Genomic DNA, 23,669 nt, shown 5'->3' on the forward strand with positions numbered 1-23,669 from the left:
GCGCGCGAACATGCAGGATTTCACCTGCCCAATCGCGCTCCGTCGTCTTTCGGGCGACAGTGGGGCCGTCTGTCGCGAGGTCGGTGGTCGCTGCCACCATGAGGCCATGAGCGTGACCTTCCTCCAGCCGGACGGGCTCGTGCGCAGTCCCGCCTTCAGCCATGTCGCCGTCGTCCCGCCCGGATCGGCGACGGTCTACCTCGGCGGCCAGAACGGCGTCGACGCGACCGGAGCGCTCGTGTCGCCGGAGGTCGGCCCGCAGGCCGCGCGTGCTCTCGACAACGCGAAAGTGGCCCTCGCGGCGGCCGGAGCGACGCTCGACGACGTGGTGCAGTGGTTCGTCCTCATCGACGCCTCCGCCGACGTCGGCGCGGCGTACGGCGCCATCGCGCCGCAGCTCGCCCGGGAGGGGGCGCCGCCGCTCGCGACCGGGTCACGTGTCGCGGGGCTCGGGGTGCCGGGGGCGCTGATCGAAATCAGCGCGATCGCGGCGCTGGCTCCTTGAGTTCGCAGGACCGGCCCTGAGTTCGCTGGAGCGGCCGCGCACGGCCGGCCCGCACGCGACAGCCCCCGCCCACGTGGACGGGGGCGGGGGCTGATCGTTCGGGACGGGTCAGTGCTTGAAGGCGTCCTTCACCTTTTCGCCGGCGTTCTTGAGGTCCGCCTTGGCCTGGTCGCCCTTGCCCTCGGCTTCGAGGCGCTCGTCGCCGGTCGCCTTGCCGGTGGCCTCCTTGGCCTTGCCCCCCGCGTTCTCCGCGGCGTTTTCGATCTTGTCGTCGAGTCCCATCGTTATCCCCTTTCCCTAGGTTCGCCCGAAACACTCCCACGCTGCCGGTGACGGGTCCAGGCTGCACGGGTCTGCGGGTTTTTCAACCCCTCCCTCCTCCACAGCAAGCGTGAAAGCGCGAGTCGTCCACGGAAATGTCCACCCCCTTCCAGCGGGGTGCGCCGCGCGAAAGAATCCCTAGTGTGAGCCACGACGTCCCGCCAAGCACCTACCGCCTCCAGATCACGCCCGACTTCACGCTGAGGGACGCCGCGCAAGTCCTCGACTACCTGCGCCGCCTGGGCGTCGGCGCCGTGTACCTGTCGCCGCTGCTCCAGTCGGCCGCGGGGTCCGCACACGGCTACGACGTGGTCGACCCCACCCGGGTGGACGAAGCACGCGGCGGCCCGGAGGCGCTGCGCGAGTTCGCGGACGCCGCGCACCGTCGCGGCCTCCGGGTGATCGTCGACATCGTCCCCAACCACCTCGGCGTCGCCGTGCCGCACGAGAACCCGTGGTGGTGGGATGTGCTCCGCTCCGGTCAGGAGTCCGTGTACGCCGGGCACTTCGACATCGACTGGGCGTTCGGCGACGGCCGGCTGCGCCTCCCCGTCCTCGGCGACGGACCGGACGAGGAGGACGCGTTGCGCGTCGTGGACGGGGAGCTGCGCTATTACGATCACCGGTTCCCCATCGCTCCCGGCACCGAGTTCGCGTCGCCGCGCGAGGTGCACGCGCGCCAGCACTACGAGCTCATCTCGTGGCGGCGGGCCGACGCGGAGCTGAACTACCGACGGTTCTTCGCGGTGAACTCGCTCGCCGGCGTGCGGGTGGAGGATCCGCGGGTCTTCGACGACACGCACGCCGAGATCGGGCGCTGGCTGCGCGAAGGGCTCGTGGACGGCCTCCGCGTCGATCATCCGGACGGCCTCCGCGACCCTGGCGACTACCTGCGGCGGCTCGCAGACCTGGCCGACGGCCGCCCGATCTGGGTGGAGAAGATCCTGGAGGGCGACGAGCGCATCCCGAGCTGGCCGATCACCGGCACGACCGGGTACGACGCGCTCGGGCTCGTGGATCGCGTGTTCGTGGACCCGGCGGGCGAGGAGCCGCTCACGGCCCTGGCGGTGGAGCACGACGCACGCGAGGAGAGCAGGGACTGGCCGGGGCTGGTGCATCGCCGGAAAAGGGCGGTGGCCGATGGGATCCTGCGGTCGGAGGTGCTGCGGGTCGTGCGCGACCTGGGCGACGAGCGCGCGGATCCCGACTCCGTCGCGGACGCGGTCGCCGAGCTGGCCGCGGCCTTCCCGGTGTACCGGAGCTACCTTCCGTTCGGCGCCGACCAGCTCCGGGCCGCGCTCGACTCCGCTTCCGTCACGCGACCGGACCTCGCCGACGCGCTGCGGGCACTCGGCGCGGCGTTCGCGGCGGACTCCGACGGCGTCGTGGCGCCGGCCTCCGCGCGCTTCCAGCAGACCAGCGGCGCGATCATGGCCAAGGGCGTGGAGGACAACGCCTTCTACCGCTACACCCGGCTGGTGTCGCTGACGGAGGTCGGCGGGGACCCGTCGGAGTTCGCGGTGGCCCCGGCGGACTTCCACCGCCGGCAGGAACGGCGCCTCGCCGACCTCCCGCACTCGCTGACGACGCTCAGCACGCACGACACCAAACGCAGTGAGGACACCCGGGCGCGCATCGCCGTGCTCGCGGAGCTGCCCGAGCGGTGGGGCCGGTTCCTCACGGCGGTCCGGCAGCGCGTGTCGATCGGCGACGGATCGCTCGAGAACCTGCTCTGGCAGTCGATCGTGGGAGCGTGGCCCGCCTCTCGGGAGCGCCTCCAGGCCTACGCGCTCAAGGCCGCACGGGAGGCCGGCGCGAGCACCCGCTGGACCGACCCCGACGCGGTCTTCGAGGACGCCATGGGCGAACTGGTGGATGCGGCCTTCGACGACCCGCGCGTTGCCGCGGAGGTCGCGGCGATCTCCGCGATCGTCGACGCACCCGGTGCGAGCAACGGCCTCGGCGCGAAGCTCGTCCAGCTCACGATGCCGGGCGTCCCCGACGTCTACCAGGGCTCGGAGCGCTGGGAGCGCTCGCTGGTCGACCCCGACAACCGTCGGCCGGTGGAGTTCGACGCGGCCGCCGGGCTGCTCGCCCACCTCGACGACGGCTGGCTGCCGCCCGTCGACTCGTCGGGGGCGGCGAAACTGCTGGTGGCCTCCCGGGCGCTGCGACTGCGCGGGGAGCGACCGGAACTTTTCGCCGAGTACCGGCCCGTGGTGGCGGACGGCGACCGTGCGGAGCACCTCGTGGCGTTCGACCGCGGCGGCGCCGTCACGCTGGCCACCCGGCTCCCGGTGGGGCTGGCGCGCGCGGGCGGGTGGGGCGACACCACGGTCGATGTCGGACCGGAGGTCTATCGGGACGAGCTGACCGGACGCGAGGTGAGCGGCCGGACACGGCTCGCCGAGCTGTTCGACCGGTATCCCGTCGCGCTGTTGGCGGTGGGCCGATGAGCGGGCTCGAGACCGAGGGGTTCCCGGAGCGAACCTTCTCCGCGCGCACGTTCCCGGTATGGGCGCCTGGCGCGGACGCGGTGGAGGTGGAGGTCGCGGGGTTCGGTCGGCATCCCCTCCAGAAGGATGAGGGCGGCTGGTGGAGTCTGCCCTCCCCGCTCGAGGGCGACGACGCCCCACTCGACTACGGCTTCGTGGTCGACGGCGACGGCCCGTTCCCCGACCCGCGCTCGCGGCGCCAACCGGACGGCGTCCACGCGCTGAGCCGCACCTGGGACCCGGGTGCGTTCGCGTGGACCGACCACGACTGGCGTCCCGGCCCGCTGACAGGTCGCGTGATCTACGAACTCCACCTGGGCACGTTCACGCCCGAAGGCACCCTCGACGCCGCGGCCGCCCGGCTCGACCACCTGGTGGGGCTCGGCGTGGAGGCCGTCGAGTTGCTGCCGGTCAACGCGTTCAACGGCCCGCACGGCTGGGGATACGACGGAGTCCTCTGGTTCGCGGTGCACGAGCCGTACGGCGGTCCGGACGCCTACCAGCGGTTCGTGGACGCCTGCCACGGACGGGGCATCGCGGTCATCCAGGACGTCGTCTACAACCACCTCGGACCGAGCGGCAACTACCTCCCGAAGTTCGGCCCCTACCTGAGCGAGGGCCGCAACACCTGGGGCTCGTCCGTCAACCTCGACGGACCGGACTCGGGCGAGGTCCGGCGGCTCATCCTCGACAACGCCCGGTACTGGCTGCGCGAGATGCACGTCGACGGCCTCCGGCTGGACGCCGTGCACGCGCTCCGCGACAGCAGCGCCGAGCACATCCTGGAGGCGCTCGCGCGGGAGGCGGCCGGCATCCGTGAGACGACCGGACGGCCGGCGACCCTGATCGCCGAGAGCGACCTCAACGATCCGAAGCTGATCCGCGAGCGGCGCAGCCACGGCTACGGCCTCGACGCGCAGTGGGACGACGACGTGCACCACGCCGTCCACGTCAACCTGACCGGCGAGACGAGCGGGTACTACGCCGACTTCGCCGGACCCCAGGCGCTGATCAAGGTCTTCGAGCGCGGCTTCTTCCACGACGGCACCTGGTCCAGCTTCCGCGGACGGAACCACGGCCGGCCGCTCGACGCCGACATCCCGTTCACCCGGCTGGTCGCCTTCAGCCAGGACCACGACCAGATCGGCAACCGCGCCGTCGGCGACCGGCTCACGGCCGCGCTCGATGAGGGCCGCCTCGCGATCGCCGCCGCGCTGGTCCTGCTCGGCCCGTTCACGCCGATGCTGTTCATGGGCGAGGAGTGGGGCGCGACCACCCCGTGGCCGTTCTTCAGCTCCCACCCGGAGCCGGAACTGGCCGAGGCCACCCGCACCGGTCGCATCGCGGAGTTCGCACGGATGGGCTGGGACCCGGATGTCGTCCCCGACCCGCAGGACCCGGCCACCTTCGAGAGCGCCCGCCTCGACTGGACCGAACCCGGTCGGCCCGCCCACGCCCGCCTGCTCGCGTGGTACCGCCGCCTCATCGAGCTGCGCGGCGAGCTTCCGGCCGACGCGCGCGCCACCGCAGTCGGGTATTCCGGCGGTGTCTTCGGATTCACCCGTGGCAGCCTCCGAGTGGAGGTGGCCCTGGACGGCCCGCTGCCGGATGGCAGGCCGGAGAAGCAAGGGGGACGCGACAGAGCGGCCGGCGCCGAGCTCGCCGCCTACGGAGACGCGGTGCGCGTGACCCGAGCGGACGACGCGGCGTGACCGCTCCTGTCGCCCGACCGTGTCGGCTCAGCGCGTCCCGACTCCACCCGCGATGCCGCTGATGAGACGCCGCTGCAGGACCAGGTACAGGATCACGATCGGCAGCGCGATCAGCACCCCGGCCGCGGAGAGCAGCGAGTGGTTCGTCATGTGCTGGCCCTGGAAGAACGCCAGCCCGAGCGGCGCCGTCCGCAACTGGTCCTGGGTGATCATGACGAGCGGGATGAGGAACTCGTTCCAGGTCCACATCCCGACGAGCACGGCCATCGTGCCGATCGACGGCCAGGACGCGGGGACGAGCACCCGCCAGAGCAGGCGACTGTCCGCCGCGCCGTCGAGCCGCGCCGCCTCGATGATCTCGCCGGGGAACGCGCGGAAGTGGTTGCGCATCCAGAACGCCGCGAAGCCCAGCGATTGCGCGGTCTGCGGCAGGATCAGCGCCCAGTACGTGTCAGTGAGGCCGGCGGTCCGCAGGTTGAAGTAGAGCGGGATGATGAACGCCTCCTCCGGGAGCATGAGCCCCACGAGCAGGACGAAGAAGAGGATGCCCGAGCCCGGGAAGGTCATGCGCGCGAAGGCGTAGCCGGCGAGGGTCGCCAGCACGAACGTGAGAACGACGACGACGACCGCCACGAGCACGCTGGAGGCCATGTACGACGAGAAGTGGCCCTCCGTCCAGGCGTCGGTGTAGTTCTGCAGCCGCACGGTCTGCGGGAGCTGGAACCCGCCGGTGTTGTCGGCCGCGGGGATCACCGAGGAGAACAGCACGCCGACGAGCGGCAGGAGCGCGAAGAGCGCGAAGACGCTCAGGATGATGTAGTCGACGGTCTTCTCGACCCGGCCGATTCTCATGCGTTCTCCTTCGGCTGCAGGCGGGTGATCAGCCACGAGATCACCATGATGAGCACGGTCAGGGCGATAGCGACGGCCGCCGCCGAGCCGACCTGGCCCGTGTTGAAGGCCCGGTTGAACGCCTCGAACGCGGGCACGGTGGTGCTGGTGCCCGGGCCGCCCTGCGTGGTGATGTAGACGATGTCGAACGACTTCAGCGTCGCGGTCACCGTCAACGTGAGCGCGATGGCGAGCTGTCCGCGCAGCGCGGGCAGAGTCACCCCGAAGAACTCGCGCAGCGGTCCGGCGCCGTCGATGCGGGCGGCCTCGAAGACGGCGGGCTCGATGTTCTGGACACCGCCGAGGAAGAGCACCAGGCACAGCCCGGTGTTCACCCATGTCCCGATGAAGCCGATCGCGATCAGCGCGAAGGTGTAGTCGCCGAGCCAGGCGCGCGTCAGCTCGCCCAGCCCGATGGCACCGAGCACCTGGTTCAGAAGTCCGTGCGGCGCGTAGATCGACACCCAGATGGTGCCGACGACCACCGAGGCGATCACCTGCGGGAGGAACAGCACCGTGCGGAAGAAGCCCATCCCGCGGAGCCGGTTGGCGTGCGAGAGGACGATCGTCAGGCCGAGGCCGAGGATGACCGGCAACGCGGCATAGAACAGGAGCAGCACGGACACGTGCAGGAAGGAGTCCCGCAGCTGGACGTCGGTGAACACGGCCGCGTAGTTCTTCAACCCGGCCCAGGTCGACGCTCCGATGCCGTTCCAGTCGTAGAAGGAGTACTGGAACGTCTGGAGGAGCGGGACGACGATGAATGCGGCCAGCACCAGCACCGACGGCGCGACGTACAGGTAGGCGGCCGGCTGCCACCGGCGCCGCACGCGGGTGCGCGGGGCGTCGGTGGCAGTCGCGATGAGGGTCTGAGCCATCACTTGTTTCCGGAGACGAAGCCCGAATAGTCGGTCTGCAGCGTCTGGGTGAACTGCTGCGGTGAGGTCTTCTGGGCGGTGAGGTCCTGCATGGCCGCGGTCAGCGTCGTGTAGAACGTCGGCGTCGTGTAGTCGAGGTACGGCACGATGCTCTTGCCCGCGGTCAGCGAGGTGTACTGGTCGTAGACGCTCGCGTTCAGGGTCCCCGCCTGAGAGGCGTGGTCCGCCGGCAGGACGGTGGGCAGGCTGTTCGCGTCGATCATCGTCTGAGCACTGGACTTGCCCGAGATGAAGTCGATGTAGGCTGCCGCCGCATTCGGGTGGGCGGACTTCGACGTGATCGCCCACGCCAGGCCCTCGCCGCCCTGGGTCACGGGCGCGGAGGCCCCTGCGGGCGTGAGCGCCACCATCCCGGCGTTCGACTGGCCGAGCGCCTGCCCGATCGTGGACATGTCCCAGGTGCCGTCGATGATGAACGCGGCGTTGCCCTTGCCGAAGTCGGCGACCGCGGCGTCCTGGGAGATCCCGTTCGCGTCGGCGGGCAGATAGCCCTTCTGCGCCCAGCCCTGGACGGTCGCGGCGGCGGCGACATTCGCCTTGTCGGTCCACGCGCCCGCCTTGGCGGAGACGAGGTCCTGCACGGCCTTGGCTCCGGCGGTCGCGGCCTGGACCACGCCGTAGAGCTGGATGCCACGGACCTTCTCGAGGTCGCCGTACGCCATGGGCTGGACACCGGCGGCCTTCGCCTTGGCCATCGCGGCGGTCAGGTCGTCGAGGCTCTTGGGCGCCTCGACGCCGAGGCTGCTCAGGATCTTCTTGTTGTAGTAGACGCCGACGAATTCACCGGTGTTCGAGACGCCGTAGAGGTTGCCGGTCTGCCAGTGCTTGCCGTCGGCGCTGAAGGTGTTGAGCGCGAGCAGGTTCGACGGGAAGTAGTGATCCCAGCCGTACAACGACGAGTAGTCGTTCAGCGGGGTGAGCATCCCGCCGGAGACGAACGCGCCCATGTCGGGGTAGCCCTGGTTGGCCTGCACGACGTCCGGCGGGTTGTTGCCCGAGAGGGCGAGCTTCAGCGTGGTCTTCAGGTCGGAGAACGACTGGCTGTTCCGCTTGATCGTGATATCCGGGTATTTCTTCTCGAACTCCGCATTGAGCTTCTTCTGCGCGGTGTCGATGTCGCCCGTGTTGTTCTGATCCCAGACGGTCAGCGTGTACTTCCCGGACTCCACGGTCTTGGACGCGGTGACCTTCGGGGCGTCGCTACCGGACCCGGACGACCCCGGCGCGCAACCGGCCAGGAGCACCGCGGTCGCCGCAGCAAGCGCGCCGACCGCAATCGCGGTGAACTGCTTCTTCATGGATTACCTTTCTGTTCCCGTTGTCTGCTGGAGCGGCGCTCGCCGGCTCCAGTCGTGGAGGAAGGCCCATTCGGAGTCCGCGGCGTGTCGTTCGACGAAGCCGATGAGCTCGCGAGGAGTCGGGGCGCTCGCGCCCCCGCCGAGGCCCGTCACCGAGTAGGCGGCGGTGGCGGTGGCGAAGCGGAGACGTTCGGCGAGGGTCCACTCCTCGCCGAAGGAGGTCATGAGGGCGGCGGTGAAGACGTCGCCCGCGCCGGTCGGGTCCACAGCGGCGACCGGGATGCCGCGCACGTCGGCCTCCTCGCCGTTCGCCGAGTCGACGGCGATGACGCCAGCGGCGCCGCGCGTGACGACCGCGAGGCCGACGTGGTCCGCCAGAGCGCGGGCCGCGGATTCGGGATCGGCGGTGCGGGTGTACGCGATCGCCTCGTCCTGGTTCGGGATGAAGACGTCCACCCGGTCGAGTGCGGCGAGGAGCCCGCTGGACCATTCGCCGCTCGCGTCCCAGCCGACTCCGCCGACCAGTACCGTCCCGGCTTCGCGCAGCTCGACGGCCCACGGCAGGACGGCGTCGGAGACGCCCAGGTGCACGGCCGCGACGTCGTCGCGCCGTTGCGGGACGGCGACCGGGTGCTCCTCCACGTAGGTGAGGAAGCCGCGGTCGTGCGGGCCGGAGATCGCCACGCTGACCGGGGTCTGGTAGCCCGCGACCGTCCGGAGCTCGTCGAGATCGAGGTTCGGCTCCGAGCGGAGCAGCGCGTGGATGTGCGATCCGATGACATCGTCGCCCATGGTGGCGACGAGCCGGGAGTCCGCGCCGAGCCGCGCCGCCGCCACCGCCCGGATCGCCGACCCGCCCGCCGCGATGCCGAAGCGGTCGGCGTAGGTCTCCTGCCCGAGGACCGGGACGTCGGCGCCGGTGAAGATCAGGTCGCAGAACACATCCCCGGTGAAGAGCAGGGCCCCAGGTCGGGACAGACGGTGATGCAACAGTTCACTCCTTCGCACTTCTCCGGACGGGATGCCCGACAACGTAACACTGTTGCGCAGGTTTGACCAACTTTGCTCGAGTTTGCGTATTTCGTGCGTGTTTCAGCTATCGTGATGAGCATGATCGTGAGTGAACGTCGGCAGCGCATCCTGACCGAGCTGCGGGCCAGCGGGACGGCCAGCGTCCCCGAACTGGCCGAGACCCTCGGCGTCAGCGCGTCGACGATCCGCCGCGACCTCGAGATCCTCGACCGCAACGGCGAGCTCACGCGCAGCTACGGCGGCGCCGTCCTCCGAACGGGCATGACGGTCCAGGAGGGCGCGGAATCTCCCGAGACGCCCTACGACGACAGCGCCGACATCGACCTCAAGGTCCGGCTGGCCAAGGCCGCCCTCGCCTACGTGCAGGACGGCAGCGTCGTCCTGCTGGACATCGGCACGACCACCCCGTTCCTCGCACGGATGCTGCGCGGACGGGACATCACGGTCGTCACCTCGAATCTCGCCGTCTTCGACGAGCTGCGCAACGACAGCGCCGTCCGGGTCGTGCTGCTCGGCGGGGTACTCCGCCGCAACATGCGCACACTTGTCGGCTCGCTCACCGTGGCGTCCCTCCAGCAGATCACGGCCGACGTCATGTTCCTCTCCTGCACCGGAGTCCGGGCAGGAGGAGCGATCGTCGACGACATGGCCGTCGAGACGCCGCTCAAGCAGGCGATGATCGCGGCGAGCGACAAGGTCGTCCTGCTCGCCAGCGAAGCCAAGTTCCCCGGGACGGGCGCGCTCCGCGTGTGCACGCTCTCCGACGTCGACGTGCTCGTCACCACCGACGGCGTCCCGGTCGAAGCCATCGAATTGTGCCGCGCGAGCGGCGGAGAGGTCGTGATCGCATGAAGTTGAGCATCCTCGGCGGCGGAGGATTCCGCACGCCCTACGTGTGGCAGGCCATTCTCAGGGACACGGGCAGCCCCCGCGTCGACGAGGTGTGCCTCTACGACGTGGACGCCGAGAAGCTCACGACCATGGCGGCGCTGCTCACGCAGCTCGCCGCGCAGACGCCCGGCGCGCCGCGGCTGACCACGACCACCTCGCTCGACGAGGCCATCGCCGGCAGCGACTTCGTCTTCTCGGCCATCCGCGTCGGCGGCCTGGAGGGCCGGCGCTGCGACGAGCACGTCGCGCTCGACCTCGGCGTGCTCGGCCAGGAGACCACCGGTCCCGGCGGGATCGCCTACGCGCTCCGGACCGTGCCGGTGATGGTCGGCGTCGCCGAGACGATCGCGCGGCTCGCCCCGAACGCCTTCGTGATGAACTTCACCAACCCGGCGGGTATCATCACCGAGGCGATGCAGGGCGTGCTCGGCGACCGCGTCGTCGGCATCTGCGACACGCCCTCGGGGCTCGGCCGCCGCGTGGCGGCAGCGCTCGGCGTCGACCAGAGCCGCATCCACATGGACTACGTCGGGCTCAACCACCTGGGCTGGATGCGCGGGGTCTACCACGACGGGCGGAACGTGCTGCCCGAGTTCCTCGCCGACGACCGGCTGCTCGGCGAACTCGAGGAGGGCCAGGTCTTCGGCACCGAGTGGATCCGCGAACTCGGCGTGATCCCCAACGAGTACCTGTACTACTACTACTTCAACCGCGACGCGGTGCGCGCCATGATCGAGGCGGGCACGACGCGCGGCGACTTCCTCGCCCGTACGCAGTCCGAGTTCTGGGCGCTCTCCTCGACACCGGCGACAAGGCCGACCTCTGGCGGCGCACCGTCGACCGCCGCAGCGCGTCGTACATGGCGGAGGCGACCGGCGGCACGCAGGACGAGCCGGCCCATCACCACGAGGCGTCCGTCGACCCGGCGGACCAGGGCTACGCGGGCGTGGCGCTCGGCGTGATGAACGCGATCACGCGCAACGAGCAGGCGACCATGATCCTCAACGTGCGCAACCGCGGCACCATCGCGGGTCTCCCGGACGACGCCGTCGTCGAGGTGCCCACGCTCGTCGACGCGAACGGAGCGCATCCGCTGTCCGTCCCGGCCCCCAGCCTCCACCAGCTCGGTCTGATGGCGCAGGTCAAGGAGGTCGAGCGACACGCGATCGCCGCCGCGCTCACCGGATCCGAGTCGGAGGCCCTGCTCGCCTTCGCGCTGCACCCGCTGGTGGAGAGCGTCCCGACCGCGCGCGCGCTGCTTCGCGGCTACACGGCGGCGCACCCGCAACTGGCCGAGCTCTTCGGCGGCACGCCCGTGGATGCGGGGCTCGCACCCGCGGGACGCTGATGCGCGTCGTCGTGCTGCCGACCTCCACCGAAGTGGGCGAGGCCGCAGCGGCGGAGATCGCCGCGGTGGTGACCGAGCGCCCGGGCGCGGTGCTCGGGCTGGCCACCGGTGACTCGCCGCTCGGCGCCTACGCGGCGCTCCGCCGCCGGGTCGAGCGCGGCGAGCTCGACCTCTCGCGGACTCGTGGCTTCGCGCTCGACGAGTACGTCGGTCTCGACCCGGCCGATCCGCAGAGCTACCGCACGGTCATCGACCGCACGGTCACGACACCGCTGCGGATGCGGCCGGGCGCCGTGCGCGTGCCGGACGGCGCCGCCGCCGACCTCGACGCGGCCGCGGAGGAGTACGAGCGCGCCATCGAGGAGTCCGAGGTGGACATCCAGGTGCTCGGCATCGGCGCGAACGGGCACATCGGATTCAACGAGCCGGGCTCCGAGTTCACGACGCGCACGCGTGTCGTAGCGCTCACCGAGCGGACCAGGCGGGACAACGCGCGATTCTTCGCGACGGCCGCCGACGTGCCGACGCACGCGCTGACGCAGGGACTCGCCACGATCATGCAGGCACGCCGGATCATCCTCGTCGCGCTGGGCGAACGGAAGGCGGAGGCGGTCAAGGCCGCCGTCGAGGGACGCCTGTCCGTGGAGTGCCCGGCCTCCGTGCTTCAGCGCCGCCCTGACGCCCTTCTCGTCGTGGACGAAGCCGCGGCGTCGCAGCTAGCGGTCCGCTCCTCCCGTGTCAACCGCTTCCCGGTCCTGGCTGCGCGCAGGTAGCCTGTCGGTCTATCGATCATCGGAGGCACCGTGCCCGAGCTCTGCCCCGTTCCCCGCGCGCCGCGCGTCCACTCCCGCTGGACGGCCCGGTGAGCGCCGACGGCTCCCACCCGTATCCGCTCGGCCTCACCCTCGTCGAGGGCGGCGCGAACGTCGCCGTCTACAGCGAGAACGCCGACACCGTGATCGTGTCGATCTTCGACGCGCGCGGCCGCGAGCGACGCACCGAGCTGCCGAACCGCACCGGTCACGTCTTCCACGGCTTCGTCGAGGGGCTCGTCCCCGGCACGCGCTACGGGCTCCGGGTCGCGGGTCCCTGGGACCCGGCCAACGGCCTCCGCTTCTCGCCCGCCAAGGTCCTGCTGCCGACGCGCGCCCGCGCGGTCACCGGCTCCTGGGACAACTCGCAGGCCGTATTCGGCCACCAGCTCGGCCGGCCCAAGCGGCGCAGCGATACGAACGGGGCGCGGCATGTCGCGCTCGGCGTGGTCATCGACCGTCAGGAGTTCGACTGGGGCGACCACGAGCGCCCGTACACCCCGCTCAGCGAGACCATCATCTACGAGACCCACGTCAAGGGTTTCACCAAGCTGATGGAGTGGGTGCCGGAGGAGTTCCGCGGCACCTACGCCGGCCTCGCCCACCCGGCCGCCGTCGAGTACCTCAAGAACCTCGGCGTCACCGCCGTCGAACTCATGCCGGTGCACCAGTTCGTCCAGGACCCGCACCTCCAGGAGAAGGGCCTCCGCAACTACTGGGGCTACAACTCGATCGGCTTCTTCGCGCCGCACAACGAGTACGCCGCGACCGGCGACACCGGACACCAGGTGGACGAGTTCAAGGGGATGGTCAAGGCGCTGCACGCGGCCGGCCTCGAGGTCATCCTCGACGTCGTCTACAACCACACCGCCGAGGGCAACGACCTCGGTCCGACCTACAGCCTCAAAGGCATCGACAACCCCTCCTACTACCGACTCGTCGAGGGCGACCGCGCGCACTACTTCGACACCACCGGCACCGGGAACAGCGTCAACGTCAGCCATCCCGCCGCCCTGCAGCTCATCATGGATTCGCTGCGTTACTGGGTGGAGGACTACCACATCGACGGCTTCCGCTTCGATCTGGCCACGACGCTCACCCGGCAGGGCGGCGACGCCAGCCTGCACAGCGCCTTCCTCACGCTCATCCAGCAGGACCCGGTGCTCGCGCGAGTCAAGATGATCGCCGAGCCGTGGGACACTGCCGGCTACCAGCTCGGCGGCTTCCCGGCCGACTGGTCGGAGTGGAACGGCAAGTTCCGCGACGACGTCCGCGACTTCTGGCGCGGGACCCCCGGCGTGCTCGGGACGCTCTCGCAGCGCGTCCTCGGCAGCCCGGACATCTACGAGGAATCCCGCCGCGCGCCGCTCTCGAGCGTGAACTTCGTCACCGCCCACGACGGCTTCACCCTCGCCGACCTCACGAGCTACGACGAGAAGCACAACGAGGCGAACGGCGAGGACAACCGCGACGGCGAATCGGACAACCGCTCCCGCAACTACGGGGCGGAGGGCCCGACCGACGACCCGGCCATCAACGCGGTCCGGGTCCGGCAGCGCAAGAACTTCCTCGCCACCGTGCTGCTCTCGGCCGGCGTCCCGATGATCCTCGGCGGCGACGAGATCGGCCGCACCCAGCAGGGCAACAACAACGCCTACTGCCAGGACAACGAGATCTCCTGGTACGACTGGGCGAACGCCGACTGGGACCTCCACGCGTTCACGGCATCGCTCATCCGCCTGCGCAGGACCGAGCCCGCGCTGCGCCCCGAGTGGTATCGGCACGCCCCCGAGGACGGCAGCGACGACACGGTGAGCATCGTCCGTGCCGACGGGGAGCCGTTCGCCGACGAGGACTGGGGCGACCCGGAGGCCCGGTCGATCGCCTTCGTGCTCATGCACGAGGGCGCCGACTCGTTCCTGCTGCTGCTCAACGCCGCCGCGAACGGCGTGGAGTTCGTCCTGCCCGACCCTCCGGGCGCCCGCTGGTCGCTGGAACTGTCGAGCGACCCCGAGCTCGCCCTGGACGACGGCGAGAGCGTGATCGTCGGTGAGACCTCCTTCGGCCTGTTCCGATCGGCCGCCCGGCCGTGAGCGAGCGCTGAGGCGCGGCCGGAACTCCGGAGATCCGACCGGATCGCAGTGACCTCCGGATTCACCGACGGGCCGCCAGCACCTCCGCGATCCGCCCGGGCACCGTCTCGTCCTGCAGGGAGGTCGTGTCCCCCAGCGGGCGCCCGTCGAAGAGGTCGACCAGCAACCGCCGCATGATCTTGCCGGAGCGGGTCTTCGGGAGGTCCTCGACCACCACGACATGGCGCGGCTTCGCGATCGCGCCGATCGCGCGGGCGACCTGGTCTCGCAGGCCGGAGGCGTCCAGCGCCCCGGCCGGGATGACGAACGCCGCGACCGCCTGCCCGGTCGTCGCGTCACCGACGCCGACCACGGCGGCCTCCGCCACGGACGGATGGGCGACCAGCGCCGACTCGATCTCGATGGTCGACAGGCGGTGGCCGGAGACGTTGATCACGTCGTCCAGCCTCCCGAGCAGCCACAGGTAGCCGTCGTCGTCCACGGCCGCGCCGTCGCCGGCCAGGAAATAGCCGCGCTCGGCGAAGGCACGCCAGTACGAGTCGCGGTAACGCCCCGGGTCGCCCCAGACGGTCCGCGACATCGCCGGCCAGGTGCCGTCGATCACGATGGAGCCGCCGGAGCCGCGCGGCACGTCCTCCCCGTGCTCGTCCACGACCCGCACCGTCACGCCGGGCACGGCGAGCGTCGCCGAGCCGGGCTTCAGCGCGGTGACGCCGGGCAGCGGGGCGACGATGGCCGCTCCGGACTCGGACTGCCACCAGGTGTCGACCACGGGCGCGCGCCCGGCGCCGAGCTGCTCCCGGAACCAGACCCAGACCTCCGGGTTGATGGCCTCCCCCACGGTGCCGAGCAGCCGCACGCTGGAGAGGTCCCAGTCGCCGGCTGCGGCAAGCCCCTCCGGGAACCAGCTCATGAAGGTGCGGATGAGCGTGGGCGCCGTGTAGTACGTCGTCACGCCGTAGCGCTCGATGATCTCGAAGTGCCGGCCGCTGCTGGGCGTCTTCGGCGTGCCCTCGTAGATGACGGAGGTCGCGCCGTTGGACAGCGGGCCGTACAGCACGTAGGTGTGCGCGGTCACCCAAGCGAGGTCGGCGGTGCACCAGTAGACATCGGAGACCTTCGCGTCGAAGAGCGCCCAATGGCTCCACGACGCCTGCGTGAGATAGCCGCCGGTGGTGTGGACGACGCCCTTCGGCCGACCGGTGGTTCCCGAGGTGTAGATGATGAAGAGCGGAGTCTCGGCGTCGAAGGACTCGGGCTCGTGGACGTCCGGGGCGGTGTCGACGACGTCGTGCCACCACACGTCGCGGCCGGCCGTCCACGGGATATCGGGGGTGAGCTCGCCCGTGCGGCGCACCACGAGCACGCGCTCGACCGAGTCCACGCCCGCGACCGCTGCGTCGGCCTGGGCCTTCACCGGCACGGCGACGCCGCGACGGAACTGGCCGTCGGAGGTCACCAGCAGTTTCGCCCCGGTGTCCTCCAGCCGGAACCGCAACGCCTCCGCGGAGAACCCGCCGAAGACGAGCGAGTGGATGGCGCCGACGCGGGCGATCGCGAGGGTGACGACGACGGTCTCCACCAGCACCGGCAGGTAGACGACGACGCGGTCGCCCTTCCCCACGCCGAGGGCGGTGAGGGCGTTGGCGGCCTGGGCGACTCGGCGCTGGAGGTCGGCGTAGCTGACGGTCTCGCGGTCGCCCGGCTCGCCCTCGAAGTGCAGCGCGACGCGGTCGCCGGCCCCGGCGGCGACGTGCCGGTCGACGCAATTGACGGCGGCGTTGAGCCTCCCGCCGGCGAACCACTCGGCGCGCGGAACGCTGAGCTCGCCGTCCGGGCCCGGCGTGGCGGCCTCCCAGGTGTGGGCGGTGTGCCAGGGCTCCGCCCAGTCGAGGCGGGCGGCCTGCCGCTCCCAGAACGCGACCGGATCGGCGCCGGCCTCCGCGAACACCTCCGGCCCGACGTTCGCCTGCGCCGCGAACTCGGCGCTCGGCTCGTACACGCGGGACTCGCGCCCCAGGTTCTCGATCGCACCGCTCACCCTCCGACGCTAGCGACCCCGCCCCGGACCTCTCCCTTCCACCCGTAACCCCCGTAACCAGCCATCGCTTCCTCACTTTCTCCCGCTCCTCCTCGGCGTGTTGCGGGAGAAAGTGAGGAAGCGATGGCTGCTGGGGCGGGCATCGGGGTGGGAGCATGTGGGCATGGAACCGGTCGCAGCGTTGAACGAGATCGCCTTCTGGCTGGAGCGCGAGCTCGCTCCGTCCTTCAAAGTCCAGGCATTCCGGAAGGCGGCCGCGATCATCGCGCCGCTCGGCACGGACGAGGTCGCGGCGCGCGTCGCGGACGGGCGGCTCAAGCGCACGAAGGGGATCGGCGACCGCACCTTCCAGGTCATCTCGCAGGCCGTCGCCGGGGAAGTCCCCTCCTACCTGGGCGACCTGCGCGAGCGCAACGCGGCGCCGCTCGACTCGGGCGGCGCGGAGCTGCGGGCCCAGTTGCGAGGCGACCTGCACAGCCACACCGAGTGGTCCGACGGCACCGTGCCGATCGACGTCATGGCCGCGGCCGCGGCGACGCTGGGCCGCGAGTACCAGGCGATCACCGACCACTCCCCCACGCTCACGGTGGCGAGCGGCCTGAGCGCCGAGCGGCTGGAGGAGCAGCTCGCTATCATCGCCGGCCTCGACACCGGCAGCGTCGCCCTCCTGACCGGCATCGAGGTCGACATTTTGGAGGACGGCACACTCGACCAGACGCCCGCCCTCCTCGACCGGCTGGATGTGGTGGTCGCGAGCGTCCACTCCAAGCTCCGGGCGGACAGCCGCACGATGACCACGCGGATGCTCGGCGGCATCCGCGCCCCGCACACGAACGTGCTGGGCCACTGCACCGGGCGGCTGGTCCAGGGGTCGCGCGGCACCCGGCCGCCGAGCGAGTTCGACGCCGACGCAGTGTTCGCGGCGTGCGCGGAGAACGGGGTCGCGGTCGAGATCAACTCGCGGCCCGAGCGGCAGGACCCGCCGGACGAGCTCATCCAGCGAGCGCTGGATGCCGGCTGCCTGCTCTCGATCGACACCGATGCGCACGCGCCGGGGCAGCTCGACTTCCTCGCCTACGGCGCGGCGCGGGCGGCGGCGAACGGCGTTCCGGCGGAGCGCATCGTGACGACCTGGCCGCCGCCGCGGCTGCGGGAGTGGCTGGCGAAGTAGCTCAGCGACGGATTCGGGCGATTACGCCGACTATCGAAATCGACACTCAAAACCTCAAATCACCACGTATTCAGTGGCGAACTTGCCGATTCAGGTATGCGATCCGTCGCGTTTGATTCGGATTTCGTTGCGGACTGGGCTTACTATGGCACGTCCCCGACTGCAGCGAAGGAGCTCGCGTGTCCACCAACCCCGCACCCACCGCACTGCGCCGGTCCCTCGGCCTCTGGGCGATCGTCGGCCTCGGCCTCGGCTACATGACCCCGATGACTGTGTTCGACACATTCGGGATCGTGACCGGCGAAACCAACGGCGTCGTCCCCGCCGCGTACCTCTTCGCGCTCGTGGCGATGGTGTTCACCGCGGTGAGCTACGGCCGGATGACGCGGATCTTCCCCTCGGCGGGATCGGCGTACACGTACGCGTCGGAGACCATCCACCCGAACGTCGGCTTCCTCGTCGGCTGGTCGTCGCTGCTCGACTACCTGCTGCTCCCTCTGGTGAACGCGCTCATCGTACGGCTCTACCTGGAGTCGTTCTTCCCACAGGTGCCCGGCTGGATCTGGGTGGTCGGCTACGTCGCCGCGATCACGGCGATGAACCTGTTCAGCATGTCGTCCACTTCCAAGGTCAACGGCGTCCTGGTGGCGTTCCAGATCGTGCTGATCGCGGTGTTCGTGGCGCTGACCTGGGCCGCGCTGAACGCGGGAGCCGGCAACGGGACGGCGTTCAGCCTCGCTCCGCTGCTCCACCAAGGTGTGCACCTCGGCGCCGTCATCGGGGGCGCGACCGTCGTCTGCTTCTCGTTCATCGGCTTCGACGCGATCACGATGTACACCGAGGAGGCCAAGGACACCCGCACGGTGCCCAAGGCGATCGTGCTGGCCCTGATGATCGGCGGCGCGATCTTCTTCGTCGCCGCATGGTTCGCTCAGTCGCGCTTCCCGACCCTGGCCGGCTTCCACTTCACCGACGACACGCTGCCGGAGATCGCGCTCAAGACCGGCGGCCTGTTGTTCCAGATCCTGTTCATCTCGGCCGCGGTCGCGGCGGCCGTCGCCTCCAGCCTCGCCTCGCATGCCAGCGTCTCGCGAATGATCTACGTGATGGCACGCAACGGCAACGGCCGCATCTCGCGGACGCTGTCGTTCGTCCACCCGAAGTTCCGCACGCCCGCGGTGGCCGTGCTGCTGGTCGGCGCCGTGTCGCTGCTGGCGGCGGCGTTCACTCTGGAGTTCGTGTCGTCGATGATCAACTTCGGCGCGCTCATCGCCTTCACGATGGTGAACGCGACGGTCATCATCCACTTCGCGATCCGCAAACGGCAGGTGCACGGCGCGAAGCAGATCGTGCGCAACATCGTGCTGCCGGGGATCGGGATGGTGCTGACGGGCGTGCTGTGGGCCAACCTCCACTTCGACGCGCTCACCTACGGCCTGATCTGGCTGGCCATCGGGATCGTCACACTGCTGGTGCTGACGCGCACGTTCCGCAAGCGTCTCGGCGTGAAGCTCGACCAGGACGGCGACGCCGCGATCATCACCCGCGAGGGCGCGCCGTCGGAGGTCGCCCGCTAGCGAGTCACCGCCGAGGCGCTGGGTTCAGTTGCCCCACGCGGAGGCGGGGGCCGTCACGATCGGGACGGGGCTCGTGCTCCAGTGCGAGCCGTAGCCGTAGTGGCTGCTCGCCCACGGGGAGGCCCAGATCGCGGCCGCCGTCACATCTGCACTCGTACCCGCGGTGAGTCCGGCGACGACGGCGGGGTAGCCGCGCTGGAGGTTCTCTGCGCAGTACTTCGCGGCCGTCACCAGATCGGGGTAGCTGCCGAAGCCGGCACCGCCTCCGGAGCCGTAGCCGTTGTTGAGAGGATTGTTACGGTTCCACCAGTCCGGCGGTCCGTTCTCCTGGCGCATCCAGCGCAGCATGAAGTCCACGTTGGCCTTGGTCGTCTGCCAGCCCCCGAACATCAGCACCAGCTCGGCCCACGACTCGTTCGTGCCGATGCGGGCGAGGCTCTCGATGCTGTCCGTCGCACCGAGGGTGTCGCGATTCACGACGGGGGCGCCGATCGTGGCGTCCACCAGGAGGTGCTGCACGGCGTCCGAGGCGGGAGCTCCGGGAGCCAGCGTCGTGGCCTCCGGGCCGATCACGGTGGCGGCGAGCGCGGCGTCCGTCGGCACGATCGAGAAGCCGCAGACCAGCGCGATCACGGCCAGCGAGACGCCCAGGCGGTGATGGAGCGGAAGCTGCAGCGGACGACGGCGGCGTCGGCGGGGTGCGGATGTGTTCCGGGCCGCTGCCGGCGCGGGCCGGGACACCGTCCGGGCGCGGGGCGGCCTCGCCGGGGGTACGGCGGCGCGACGGCCTGCCGAGCGGCGGCCGCGCATGCGTGGGGGTTCCGCGGGCGTCATACCCGATCGAGGGTACCAGCGGCTCGCTTAAAGGGAACCCGGGAGATCTCCAGGGAGCGCGCCCCGGAGACCTCCCGCCGGCCTGCTAGTGCCGGTCGCCTCGTGCCGGCGGCGCCACGGCGAGCGCCAGCGTCTGCTGGAGCGCCGTGTACTCGGCCTTCGGCTGGAGGTTCGCGTCGTAGATGTCCGCCGCGCCCTCGCCCGGGAACGTGTTCGGCACCCACGAGTACGCGTCGCCGAACCCCCACACCGTGTAGGAGAGGCAGCTCCGGACCGCGAGGCACGCCTGCAGTGTGCTCGTGTAGCCGGCCACCTGGGCGTTCTGCTCCACCGCGGTCACGGGGAGCGTGGTGCGCACGTCCACCTCGGTCTCCGCGACCTTCAGGCCGAGGTCGGAGAACCGCTGCAGGTTGTTCTGCAGGTCAGGCAGGCCGTACTGGGTGTCCAGGTGGGTCTGGAAGCCGACGCCGTCGATCGGCACGCCCTGCGCCTTCAGCTTCTGCGCGAAGCCGTAGACCGCGTTGCTCTTCGGGCCCGTGTACTCGATGTTGTAGTCGTTGTAGAACAGCAGCGCCTTCGGATCCGCGGCGTGCGCCCACCGGAAAGCATCCGCGATGTAGTCCGGCCCGAGCTTCTGCAGCCAGATCGAGTCGCGCAGCGTGCCGTCGTCGTTGAACGCCTCGTTGACGACATCCCACTGCCAGATCTCGCCCTTGAAGTGGGTGACCTCGTCGGTGATGTGCTTCTTCAGCAGCGCCCGGACATCCGCGGACGACATCGACGGCAGCTCCTGGGAGAGCCACGCGGGCAGCTGGTTGTGCCAGACCAGCGTGTGGCCGCGCACGAGCTGGCCGTTCTGCTGGGCGAACGCGACGAGCTGGTCGGCGGGGGCCCAGTTGTAGCTGCCCTGCGCGGACTCGACGGCGTCCCACTTCATGACGTTCTCGGGACTCACTGTCGAGAACTGGCTCGCCGCGATGGCCTTGTAGGCCGCGTCGCTCGCCAGCGCATCCATGTTGACGGCGGTTCCGATACGCAGCCCGCTCTGCGCGGCGAGATTGCGCAGGGACGCGGGCTGGGACGGCGATGGGGGCGCTGTGCTCCCGGGGGGTGACGCCACTGCGGCGCCCTGGCTGACGAACAGTGCGCTCGCCCCGAGCAGGGCGGCGCCGGCGATCACCAATCGACCTCGAATTGTCACGCGATACTCCTTCGTACGGCTGGGCGCCCGGGCTTTGAGCGTCCGCAGGGAAGTTTCGCGGGATCGATATGTTGTGTCAATGGACAAATAGGGTTTTGGAAAACCTATTTCACCCGCAGACAGGGGACACGGGCTCGCGACGCCTAGTCGGCCGGGATGGACGCGCTGACGCGTCCCTCGGCCGCCGCTGCTCCGGGGCCGCCGGGGCGGCGGACACTCATCACCACGACGCACACGACGATCGCGGCGAACAGCACCAGGCTGACCGGCCCGGTGCCGAGGTTCATACCGCCGCCCGCGTGGGAGACGGCCAGGTAGTCCGAGATCGAGGCACCGAAAGGCCGGGTCAGAACATATGAGGTCCAGAAGGCTGCGGTCGCGCCGAACCCCCACCAGCGGTACGCGACGCCCGGGATCGCGAACAGCACGCCGAACAGGATCCCGGACACCAGGTAGCCGAGGCCGAAGGTCGTGGCGGTCAGGTCGCCGACCGCGGTGCCGAGCGCGAACGTCGCGAGCACCGCGCACCAGTAGAAGAACTCCCGGGTGCGGGTGTCGATGTGGTGCACCGACAGCGTCCGCTGCGTGCGGAACCAGACCACGAACACGACGGCCAGGACGACCGCGAAGAAGACCGTCGACACCAGGTACGGGATGCCGATGACGATGTGCAGGACATCGGCGACCATCGTGCCGAACACAGCCACCATCAACACGGTCAGCCAATACACCCACGGGATGTACCGGCGCACGGCGAACTGCAGCACCAGGGCGGCGGCGAACACCACGAACGCCGCGATGACCGCGATGACCGGGTCGTAGTTCTTGACCAGGAAGTCGGAGGTCGTCTCCCCCATCGCGGTGGTCAGCAGCTTGGTGACCCAGAACAGCGCAGTGACAGCGGGGACCTTGTTGCGGAGCATCCCGACAGCATTCCGCATCGCCTCCCAGAATCCTCTGAGAGGCCACAGGCGCTGAGAGGCCACAGGCAGGGGCGCCGGGAATCCTTAGCGGCTTCTGGGGAGGCGGCGCGCAGGCTGGATGGTCGAAGGAGGCACCCATGACCGCCACCACGCCCCGCCGCCCGATCGGAGACGACGTGCCGACCGCCGCGTCTCCCGCCGCCACGGCCCGCGGCATCGTGCTCCCGTTCGTCGTCCTCCTGCTGGTGGTGCTCGCCGGTCTCGCGATCGTGGCCTCCCCCGCGATCACCGCGTGGGACCTCGGCGTCATCCGCGCCATCGAGGGGGCCCGCACCCCGTTCCTCGACGCCGTGACGCTGACCGACTCCGTCCTGTTCTCGCCGGTGGCGGCGCTCGCGATCGTCGGGCTGATCTCGGCCGCGACCTGGATCGCCCGGCGCAGGCTCGGGCCGGCGGTCGCCTTCGCGGCGCTCGCCCTCCTCCCGTGGCTCGGCAGCACCGCCGTCAAGGACGTCGTGCGGCGTCCCCGCCCGCTGTCCGCCGACCTGCCGCACCACGTCCTCACCGACACCGGGTTCAGCTTCCCGAGCGGGCACACCAGCTTCGCGGTGGCGCTCGCCCTCGCGCTGCTGATCGTGTTCGGTCGAGGCCGGCTGCGGCGCCCGCTGCAGGCGTTCGCGATCGCCGCGCCGCTGGTCACCGCGTTCTCGCGCGTCTACCTCGGCGTGCACAACCCCACGGATGTTCTGGCGTCGCTCGTCTACGCGACGGCGGCGGTCCTCCTCGTGCTCGGCGTGCTGCGGCTGATCGCGCCACGGCTCGAGCGGTTCCCGCTCATCGGTCCGGGGCTCGACCCCGCCCACGGCCGCGAACCGCGGCGGCCGCGCTGAGTTGAGCGACCGCGCTAAGTTGAACGACATGGAGGCCACCCGACTGCGCGTGCTGCTGGTCGAAGACGACCCGCGCCTCGGACCGCTGATCGAACAGGTGCTGTCAGAGGCCTACGACGTCACGCGCGTCGTCGACGGGGAGGCCGGCCTGGCCACCGGACTCCGCGAACGGTACGACGCGATGGTGGTCGACCGCCGGCTGCCCGGCATCGACGGCGTGACCCTCGTCGGCAAGCTGCGCGACGGCCGCGTCGTCGCCCCGATCATCATGCTCACCGCGCTCGGCGCCCTCCGGGACCGCGTCGAAGGCCTCGACGCCGGGGCGAACGACTACCTCGTCAAGCCGTTCGAGTTCGACGAGCTGCTCGCCCGACTGCGGGCGCTGACCCGCACCTTCAGCGGCGAGGGCAGGGAACTGCCGGTCGGCGCGTGGCGGTTCTACCCGGAGAGCCGCAGCATCTACTCGCCCTACGAGGGCCGCATCCAACTCACCGAGCGGGAGTCCGACCTCCTGCGCCTGCTGGCGGAGAGCCCGCTGCGGACGTTCTCGCGCGCGCACATCCTGGAGGCCGTGTTCGAGGCGGACGAGCAGCCCGGCACCGTGGACACCTACGTGCACTACCTGCGGCGGAAGACCGACCCGGAGATCATCGCGACCGTGCGCGGCGAGGGCTACCGGCTGGGGCAGTTGTGAGG

Annotated in this window: 21 protein-coding genes; 12 read left to right on the forward strand and 9 right to left on the reverse strand. The window is 70.5% G+C overall.

Features of this window, described 5'->3' with window-relative positions; all coding sequences use genetic code 11:
- The first annotated feature begins 106 nt into the window (after positions 1-106).
- Complete coding sequence (locus ACRAWC_RS09890) at positions 107-505, forward strand: RidA family protein (protein WP_431347559.1); 399 nt, start codon at positions 107-109, stop codon at positions 503-505.
- 108 nt (positions 506-613) lie between these two features.
- Here the strand turns inward: ACRAWC_RS09890 and ACRAWC_RS09895 are convergent, their stop codons facing one another.
- Positions 614-787, reverse strand: coding sequence for a CsbD family protein (locus ACRAWC_RS09895; RefSeq protein ID WP_431347560.1), 174 nt, complete (start codon positions 785-787; stop codon positions 614-616).
- 182 nt (positions 788-969) lie between these two features.
- On the opposite strand from ACRAWC_RS09895, the gene treY reads away from it, so the two are divergent.
- Both treY and treZ read left to right on the forward strand, forming a co-directional pair.
- The gene (gene treY, locus ACRAWC_RS09900; RefSeq protein ID WP_431347561.1) at positions 970-3,282 is read left to right on the forward strand and encodes a malto-oligosyltrehalose synthase; all 2,313 of its coding nucleotides are present in this window, start codon (positions 970-972) and stop codon (positions 3,280-3,282) included.
- Positions 3,279-5,033 (forward strand): malto-oligosyltrehalose trehalohydrolase, encoded by a 1,755-nt coding sequence (gene treZ / locus ACRAWC_RS09905; RefSeq protein WP_431347562.1) that lies wholly within the window; start codon positions 3,279-3,281, stop codon positions 5,031-5,033. Before treY ends, treZ begins: the two co-directional genes overlap by 4 nt.
- 27 nt (positions 5,034-5,060) lie before the next feature.
- On the opposite strand, the gene ACRAWC_RS09910 is transcribed toward treZ, so the two are convergent.
- From ACRAWC_RS09910 to ACRAWC_RS09925, 4 genes are read right to left on the reverse strand one after another with little or no spacing between them, the layout of a single operon-like run.
- Positions 5,061-5,885, reverse strand: a complete 825-nt coding sequence (locus ACRAWC_RS09910) for a carbohydrate ABC transporter permease (protein ID WP_431347563.1) — start codon at positions 5,883-5,885, stop codon at positions 5,061-5,063.
- Entirely contained in the window at positions 5,882-6,802 is a 921-nt protein-coding gene (locus ACRAWC_RS09915; protein ID WP_431347564.1) for a carbohydrate ABC transporter permease, read from the reverse strand. Before ACRAWC_RS09915 ends, ACRAWC_RS09910 begins: the two co-directional genes overlap by 4 nt.
- On the reverse strand, positions 6,802-8,160 hold the full coding sequence (locus tag ACRAWC_RS09920; RefSeq protein ID WP_431347565.1) for an extracellular solute-binding protein: 1,359 nt from the start codon (positions 8,158-8,160) through the stop codon (positions 6,802-6,804). The genes ACRAWC_RS09915 and ACRAWC_RS09920 overlap by 1 nt, the downstream gene beginning before the upstream one ends.
- A 3-nt stretch (positions 8,161-8,163) precedes the next feature.
- Positions 8,164-9,150 (reverse strand): carbohydrate kinase family protein, encoded by a 987-nt coding sequence (locus tag ACRAWC_RS09925; protein WP_431347566.1) that lies wholly within the window; start codon positions 9,148-9,150, stop codon positions 8,164-8,166.
- Positions 9,151-9,270: 120 nt separating this feature from the next.
- On the opposite strand from ACRAWC_RS09925, the gene ACRAWC_RS09930 reads away from it, so the two are divergent.
- The 5 genes from ACRAWC_RS09930 (at position 9,271) to glgX (ending at position 14,336) form a co-directional block, all read left to right on the forward strand.
- Positions 9,271-10,044, forward strand: coding sequence for a DeoR/GlpR family DNA-binding transcription regulator (locus ACRAWC_RS09930; RefSeq protein WP_431347567.1), 774 nt, complete (start codon positions 9,271-9,273; stop codon positions 10,042-10,044).
- Positions 10,041-11,045, forward strand: a complete 1,005-nt coding sequence (locus ACRAWC_RS09935) for a hypothetical protein (RefSeq protein ID WP_431347568.1) — start codon at positions 10,041-10,043, stop codon at positions 11,043-11,045. The genes ACRAWC_RS09930 and ACRAWC_RS09935 overlap by 4 nt, the downstream gene beginning before the upstream one ends.
- Entirely contained in the window at positions 10,943-11,431 is a 489-nt protein-coding gene (locus ACRAWC_RS09940) for a hypothetical protein (RefSeq protein ID WP_431347569.1), read from the forward strand. Before ACRAWC_RS09935 ends, ACRAWC_RS09940 begins: the two co-directional genes overlap by 103 nt.
- Positions 11,431-12,204: a glucosamine-6-phosphate deaminase gene (locus ACRAWC_RS09945; RefSeq protein WP_431347570.1), complete on the forward strand. Its 774-nt coding sequence runs from the start codon at positions 11,431-11,433 to the stop codon at positions 12,202-12,204. The genes ACRAWC_RS09940 and ACRAWC_RS09945 overlap by 1 nt, the downstream gene beginning before the upstream one ends.
- A gap of 89 nt (positions 12,205-12,293) precedes the next feature.
- Positions 12,294-14,336 (forward strand): glycogen debranching protein GlgX, encoded by a 2,043-nt coding sequence (gene glgX, locus ACRAWC_RS09950; RefSeq protein WP_431347571.1) that lies wholly within the window; start codon positions 12,294-12,296, stop codon positions 14,334-14,336.
- A 61-nt stretch (positions 14,337-14,397) separates the two neighbouring features.
- Here the strand turns inward: glgX and acs are convergent, their stop codons facing one another.
- Positions 14,398-16,377, reverse strand: a complete 1,980-nt coding sequence (gene acs, locus ACRAWC_RS09955) for an acetate--CoA ligase (RefSeq protein WP_431347572.1) — start codon at positions 16,375-16,377, stop codon at positions 14,398-14,400.
- A gap of 163 nt (positions 16,378-16,540) precedes the next feature.
- On the opposite strand from acs, the gene ACRAWC_RS09960 reads away from it, so the two are divergent.
- Both ACRAWC_RS09960 and ACRAWC_RS09965 read left to right on the forward strand, forming a co-directional pair.
- Positions 16,541-17,548, forward strand: coding sequence for a PHP domain-containing protein (locus ACRAWC_RS09960; RefSeq protein WP_431347573.1), 1,008 nt, complete (start codon positions 16,541-16,543; stop codon positions 17,546-17,548).
- Between the two features lie 179 nt (positions 17,549-17,727).
- A complete protein-coding gene (locus ACRAWC_RS09965) occupies positions 17,728-19,125 on the forward strand; it encodes an APC family permease (RefSeq protein ID WP_431347574.1) in 1,398 nt (465 codons plus the stop codon).
- A 24-nt stretch (positions 19,126-19,149) separates the two neighbouring features.
- Here ACRAWC_RS09965 and ACRAWC_RS09970 read toward each other — a convergent pair whose 3' ends face one another.
- From ACRAWC_RS09970 to ACRAWC_RS09980, 3 genes are all read right to left on the reverse strand, one after another.
- Entirely contained in the window at positions 19,150-19,758 is a 609-nt protein-coding gene (locus ACRAWC_RS09970; RefSeq protein WP_431347575.1) for a hypothetical protein, read from the reverse strand.
- A 286-nt stretch (positions 19,759-20,044) separates the two neighbouring features.
- Positions 20,045-21,160: an endo-1,4-beta-xylanase gene (locus ACRAWC_RS09975; RefSeq protein WP_431347576.1), complete on the reverse strand. Its 1,116-nt coding sequence runs from the start codon at positions 21,158-21,160 to the stop codon at positions 20,045-20,047.
- Between the two features lie 143 nt (positions 21,161-21,303).
- Positions 21,304-22,101, reverse strand: a complete 798-nt coding sequence (locus tag ACRAWC_RS09980; protein ID WP_431347577.1) for a COG4705 family protein — start codon at positions 22,099-22,101, stop codon at positions 21,304-21,306.
- A gap of 119 nt (positions 22,102-22,220) precedes the next feature.
- Here ACRAWC_RS09980 and ACRAWC_RS09985 point away from each other — a divergent pair, with 119 nt between their 5' ends.
- Positions 22,221-22,973, forward strand: coding sequence for a phosphatase PAP2 family protein (locus tag ACRAWC_RS09985; protein WP_431347578.1), 753 nt, complete (start codon positions 22,221-22,223; stop codon positions 22,971-22,973).
- Between the two features lie 28 nt (positions 22,974-23,001).
- Positions 23,002-23,667 carry a response regulator transcription factor gene (locus ACRAWC_RS09990; protein WP_431347579.1) on the forward strand — a complete coding sequence of 222 codons (666 nt, stop codon included), beginning with the start codon at positions 23,002-23,004 and terminating at the stop codon, positions 23,665-23,667.
- Positions 23,668-23,669 lie beyond the last annotated feature (2 nt).

Source organism: Leifsonia sp. L25 (assembly GCF_050632895.1).

Bases quoted from the DNA above. Each gene is read 5' to 3' on its own strand.
- ACRAWC_RS09890 (WP_431347559.1), top strand. From the start codon at position 107: ATGAGCGTGACCTTCCTCCAGCCGGACGGGCTCGTGCGCAGTCCCGCC.
- ACRAWC_RS09895 (WP_431347560.1), bottom strand. From the start codon at position 787: ATGGGACTCGACGACAAGATCGAAAACGCCGCGGAGAACGCGGGGGGC.
- treZ (WP_431347562.1), top strand. From the start codon at position 3,279: ATGAGCGGGCTCGAGACCGAGGGGTTCCCGGAGCGAACCTTCTCCGCG.
- ACRAWC_RS09910 (WP_431347563.1), bottom strand. From the start codon at position 5,885: ATGAGAATCGGCCGGGTCGAGAAGACCGTCGACTACATCATCCTGAGC.
- ACRAWC_RS09915 (WP_431347564.1), bottom strand. From the start codon at position 6,802: ATGGCTCAGACCCTCATCGCGACTGCCACCGACGCCCCGCGCACCCGC.
- ACRAWC_RS09920 (WP_431347565.1), bottom strand. From the start codon at position 8,160: ATGAAGAAGCAGTTCACCGCGATTGCGGTCGGCGCGCTTGCTGCGGCG.
- ACRAWC_RS09930 (WP_431347567.1), top strand. From the start codon at position 9,271: ATGATCGTGAGTGAACGTCGGCAGCGCATCCTGACCGAGCTGCGGGCC.
- ACRAWC_RS09935 (WP_431347568.1), top strand. From the start codon at position 10,041: ATGAAGTTGAGCATCCTCGGCGGCGGAGGATTCCGCACGCCCTACGTG.
- ACRAWC_RS09940 (WP_431347569.1), top strand. From the start codon at position 10,943: ATGGCGGAGGCGACCGGCGGCACGCAGGACGAGCCGGCCCATCACCAC.
- ACRAWC_RS09945 (WP_431347570.1), top strand. From the start codon at position 11,431: ATGCGCGTCGTCGTGCTGCCGACCTCCACCGAAGTGGGCGAGGCCGCA.
- ACRAWC_RS09960 (WP_431347573.1), top strand. From the start codon at position 16,541: ATGGAACCGGTCGCAGCGTTGAACGAGATCGCCTTCTGGCTGGAGCGC.
- ACRAWC_RS09980 (WP_431347577.1), bottom strand. From the start codon at position 22,101: ATGCGGAATGCTGTCGGGATGCTCCGCAACAAGGTCCCCGCTGTCACT.
- ACRAWC_RS09985 (WP_431347578.1), top strand. From the start codon at position 22,221: ATGACCGCCACCACGCCCCGCCGCCCGATCGGAGACGACGTGCCGACC.
- ACRAWC_RS09990 (WP_431347579.1), top strand. From the start codon at position 23,002: ATGGAGGCCACCCGACTGCGCGTGCTGCTGGTCGAAGACGACCCGCGC.